This window comes from Vibrio sp. RM-41-2B (assembly GCF_024744415.1).
Classification (GTDB): Bacteria; Pseudomonadota; Gammaproteobacteria; order Enterobacterales; family Vibrionaceae; genus Vibrio; species Vibrio diabolicus.
In genome coordinates this window covers 1-5,019 of the sequence record NZ_JAMQWD010000023.1, presented here as the reverse complement: position 1 = coordinate 5,019, position 5,019 = coordinate 1, and the positions used below count along the sequence as shown (strand labels likewise).

Below are 5,019 nucleotides of genomic sequence, written 5' to 3'. Positions count from 1 at the left end.
ATTTGGTGTCATTGCTAAACACGATACACGAATAATTCCTCCTTAGCTCAGTTGGTAGAGCGACGGACTGTTAATCCGCAGGTCACTGGTTCGAGTCCAGTAGGAGGAGCCATTTTTAAAAGCCGCATCTTTTGATGCGGCTTTTTGGCATCTGCCCTACGTTCATTTCATTCCCCCAGTTTCTCTGTTTCTCTGTTTCTCTGTTTCTCTGTTTCTCTGTTTCTCTGTTTCTCTGTTTCTCTGTTTCTAGCATCGCAAAATATTAAGCCCAATCTCTAAAAAACACTTATTTTACGCTAAAAATTTAATCCTCATCATAATTTCAATACGCACTAGTATGCGCTCATATTCATCTTCACTAAGATGCCCGAGTTATTACATTTCTTCTTTTAGCTATGCCTTGCATAGTGATGACACTTTATTTGTGAGCCAAATATGAAACTAAAAACTCAAGCCTATTTATTATCTGCGATCATATTGCTAGCACTCCTAGCACTGACCGCAACGGGCTTATGGACACTTCGCGTCGCAAGTAACCTTGATAACAAAGCTCGGGTTACTGAGCTATTCAAAAGTGCGTACAGCATTCTTACCGAAGTAGAAAAAATGGCTATCGAAGGCAAAATGCCAGAGGACGAAGCGAAATCATTAGCCACTCGTCTACTTCGTAATAATATCTACAAAGACAACGAATACGTTTATGTCGCAGATGAGAACATGATTTTTGTTGCAGCTCCGCTTGACCCTCAATTACATGGAACAAGCTTTCACGACTTTCGTGATGGAGATGGCAACAGCGTCGGCCAACTTATCTTAGATGTTTTGGGGCGCAAAACAGGTCAAATCGTCGAATATACTTGGAGTCAAAAGCAGGCCGACGGAAGCATTGAAGAAAAACACTCTATTGCCGAGAAAACACCACATTGGGGCTGGGTTGTAGGTACAGGGATCGGCTTTAATGAGGTGAATGCTCGCTTCTGGGCTACCGCTCAATGGCAGCTTGTACTGTGTTTAGTTATCGCGGGGAGTATTCTCGGTGGCCTGATTATCTCGATTCGCAAGATGCTCAATCTACTTGGTGGAGAGCCAAACGATGTGCGCAAAGCCGTTCAAGCTGTCGCACAAGGCGACATTCAGACCAGTTTTGATGCAGTGGCGCCGAGAGGAAGTATCTATCGTGCGGTGCAAGATATGAGTCAATCACTAGCCACCATGGTGACAAACCTTGAGAAATCCATGCACGCACTGCGCGCTGAGCTATCTGCCGTAGAATCTCGCTCAAATACGATTGCCGATCTCACCGTATCTCAGCAGCAGTCAACAGCAATGATTGCCACTGCGATGACTGAAATGGCATCTTCAGCCAACCATGTTGCCAACTCGGCAAGTGATACAGCAAACAACACAGACGAAGCCGATAAACAAAGTCAGCATACTCAGAAGCTGATTCACAGTACTGTTGAAAACATTCAAGGTTTGGCTTCTCAATTAAATACTGCAAGTAAAGCGGTCGCCGATCTAGATCAGGATGTAAATAGTATAGTGAAAGTGCTCGATGTAATTGGCGATATTGCAGAGCAAACAAACTTACTCGCACTCAATGCTGCCATTGAAGCAGCACGTGCCGGAGAGCAAGGTCGAGGCTTTGCCGTTGTTGCCGACGAGGTGCGTAACCTGGCAGGCCGAACACAAGATAGCACTAAAGAGATTCAGCATATGATCTCCAACCTGCAAGAAGGTTCCCGTAACGCTATTTACACAATGGAAGTGTGTGCAGAAACCAGTGAGGGCACAGTAACAGAGTCTAAGAATGCCTCTGAAGCTCTGCAGCAAATTGTAACGGCGTTAGAATCTATCACCGCAATGAGTCAGCAGATCGCGACTGCAGCAGCCGAACAAACTCAGGTTAGCGATGATATTGCGCTTCGCGTCAATCTTATCGAGGAAAGCGGAAGCCAGCTCAACTCTGTGGTAACGGAGAGTCAATCAAGCACTCAAAGTTTAGCTTCGCTGGCGGATGAGCTAGAAGGTTGGGTAAACAAGTTCTCTGTAAAGCACTAGGTTAAAGTCAATTGTTTAGTATAAAGCACGTTTTCAAGCGTGCTTTTTTTGTTTTTATCCATTTACTCTACTTTCAAGCTCCTATTTCTCCATTAAAGAAAGCTTAGTTGATGGCGGATTTTTATCAAAGATGCATAAAAACAGCCCACTCCGAGCACATTTTCATCAAACGATATTTTATTTTAATTTTATGGTTGACCTAAGAGCCGAAAAACCGTTTAATACACCTCGTCGCCCGGATAGCTCAGTCGGTAGAGCAGAGGATTGAAAATCCTCGTGTCGGTGGTTCGATTCCGCCTCCGGGCACCACAATTTATTAATTGTTGGTGCTTAGCACGATAAAAAGACAATTCCTCCTTAGCTCAGTTGGTAGAGCGACGGACTGTTAATCCGCAGGTCACTGGTTCGAGTCCAGTAGGAGGAGCCATTTTTCAGTTAGTAAGTCGATTACTTATTAACGAAAATGTGCCGACTTAGCTCAGTAGGTAGAGCAACTGACTTGTAATCAGTAGGTCACCAGTTCGATTCCGGTAGTCGGCACCACTTATTAAAATTTGTTCCTCCTTAGCTCAGTTGGTAGAGCGACGGACTGTTAATCCGCAGGTCACTGGTTCGAGTCCAGTAGGAGGAGCCATATTAGAAAAAGCCGTATCTCTTGATACGGCTTTTTTGCATTGGTTTAAAGTCAAACTCTTTTCTACTCATGTCACTCAGGAAAGAAAATCAGAGTTTAGATCATTACCTTGAAGGCATCGCTTAACTTAGAGTGGAATATCTGCTCACCAACAACTCTGCTTTCTATCGATAGTCCCACCATAAGTAATGTTCACCAATAAATAATAATCATAGTGGGTGGCACACATCTCCCAGATCAAAAAAGCCAGGTAAAACCCAGCTTTTTGCTTAAATCAACCAACTCAGCTTAAACCACCGAGACAAATATACTTTGTCTCCAAATATTCATCGAGCCCTTGTTTCGCACCTTCTCGGCCAACTCCTGACTCTTTCACTCCACCAAACGGGGCCACCTCAGTAGAAATAATCCCCTCATTGACACCAACCATGCCGTATTCCAGACCTTCGCTGAAAGCAACAATACGCTTGAAGTTATTCGTGTAGAAGTAACAAGCCAAACCATACTCTGTGTCATTCGCCATTCCGAGAACTTGCTCATCATTCTCAAAGGTAATAATAGGTAATACAGGCCCGAATAGCTCTTGCTGAACAATCGACATATGCTGCTTGACGCTATCCAAAAGAACGGGCTCCATAAAGCGCCCAGGGCGTCTCTGCGGAGAGTTGGCAATAGAAGCTCCTTCTTGTACGGCTTGATCGATCACTGCCTCTAGGCGATGTTTAGAAGCCATCGTAATAACAGGACCTAATGTGACACCTTTCTCTAAACCATTACCAAGCTGTAATTTGTTTAACTCCGACAATACTTTTTCAATAAAAGCTTGTTTTACATCTTCATGGACATACAGCCGATTGGTACAAACACATGTTTGCCCTGCATTACGGAACTTCGAAGCGACAAGCCCTTCCGCCGCCGCATCTAAATCTGCATCGTCAAAAACAATAAAAGGTGCATTACCACCTAACTCCATCGAAACCGCTTTGACAGAGTCACTGGCTTGTTTCATCAAAATCTTCCCGACTCGCGTAGAGCCCGTAAAAGAAACTTTCTTAATCCTAGGATCAGTACTTAGTACTTGGCCAAACTCAGCTGCCTGCTCTGATACCACCACAGGAAGCAGTTCTTTTGGGATTCCTGCCTGATAAGCTAATTCAACAACAGCTATTGCAGTAAGAGGAGTAAGCTCAGAGGGTTTAATCAGCATACCACAGCCTGCCGCCAGGGCTGGTGCTGCTTTTCTTGTAATCATCGCAATAGGGAAGTTCCACGGCGTAATTGCAGCGCATACCCCTACAGGCTGGCGAATAGCAGACAGACGTCGATCTGTCGTGGGGGCAGGTATAACTTCGCCATAAGCACGTTTGGCTTCTTCTGAGAACCACTCGACAAAAGAGGCGCCATACATCACCTCCCCTTTACTCTCGGTTAATGGTTTCCCCTGCTCTAAGGTAATAATTGTGGCAATGTCTTCTGCATTATCAAAGAGTAATTGATACCACTTTTTCAAGAGACGAGAGCGCTCTTTAGCACTTAACTTTGCCCAGCGAATTTGCTCGGTTTTACACTTACCAATAATGTCATCTAATTCCTCAAGAGCACTGGGCTTTAATCGAACTAACTCTTGCTCAGTTGCAGGGTTGATGACCACAATTCCCTCTTCGGAAGACCATTGTTTAAATACGGATTTCAAGGTTTCATTTTTTATTTGTTGCATCATCAAACTTACTCCTACGAGAACTCCTCTTAGGTTAATCGTTACTAGCAAGATCAGCAAAGAAAACAAAGTTTTCTAAAAGACATGAATGTTAGAATGACTTTACTCTCTTAACAGTCTAGACGCTCATTCTCTTCCAATGACTAAATCAGACTAGCGGTAACAAACTCCAGCAATCCATTCTCCTAGGGACTATCCAGAACACTAGAACGATGAATATTTGCGAAGTAGCAGTAGAAAACTCTTATTAGAGAGGAGCGTTAACGAAATACGCAGTGACAAGAATGCAGAATACGAGCTAGCTTATGCGCATTCTCTGGTCTAATGACCGATATAACCCATCAATCTCCAGCATTTACTATAGGTTCGAATCTGTAGAGAAATGAGCAAGGTTACATTCAACTAGAATTGTGCAACTCGGTTACGGAGAAAGCTGGCATTACAGATACTAAAAGTCTTAGTCTTTCAAGTGAAGCTTAATATAGGTGCAGCGGTTCTGGGCTACTAACAGGCCTTTTCCGCGGGACTCATTCGATTGAAGGGGAAAATATACTCGCATTAACGAAAAAGCCCCAGTCTTTCGACTGGGGCTTAATATAAGTGGCGG

The 5,019-nt window shown here is 43.9% G+C and carries 2 protein-coding genes and 5 tRNA genes; 6 read left to right on the top strand and 1 reads right to left on the bottom strand.

Annotated elements, in window-relative coordinates:
* Positions 1-36: 36 nt before the first annotated feature.
* From NB463_RS15300 to NB463_RS15275, 6 genes are all read left to right on the top strand, one after another.
* Positions 37-112: transfer RNA gene (locus NB463_RS15300), tRNA-Asn, on the top strand.
* 323 nt (positions 113-435) lie between these two features.
* Positions 436-2,061 (top strand): methyl-accepting chemotaxis protein, encoded by a 1,626-nt coding sequence (locus tag NB463_RS15295; protein WP_258432123.1) that lies wholly within the window; start codon positions 436-438, stop codon positions 2,059-2,061.
* A 233-nt stretch (positions 2,062-2,294) separates the two neighbouring features.
* Positions 2,295-2,370: transfer RNA gene (locus NB463_RS15290), tRNA-Phe, on the top strand.
* Positions 2,371-2,412: 42 nt separating this feature from the next.
* Positions 2,413-2,488 (top strand) — tRNA-Asn (locus tag NB463_RS15285).
* Positions 2,489-2,528: 40 nt separating this feature from the next.
* Positions 2,529-2,604 (top strand) — tRNA-Thr (locus NB463_RS15280).
* 15 nt (positions 2,605-2,619) lie between these two features.
* Positions 2,620-2,695, top strand: a tRNA-Asn gene (locus NB463_RS15275).
* A 283-nt stretch (positions 2,696-2,978) separates the two neighbouring features.
* Here NB463_RS15275 and NB463_RS15270 read toward each other — a convergent pair.
* Positions 2,979-4,415: an NAD-dependent succinate-semialdehyde dehydrogenase gene (locus NB463_RS15270; RefSeq protein WP_258432122.1), complete on the bottom strand. Its 1,437-nt coding sequence runs from the start codon at positions 4,413-4,415 to the stop codon at positions 2,979-2,981.
* Between the last annotated feature and the right edge of the window lie 604 nt (positions 4,416-5,019).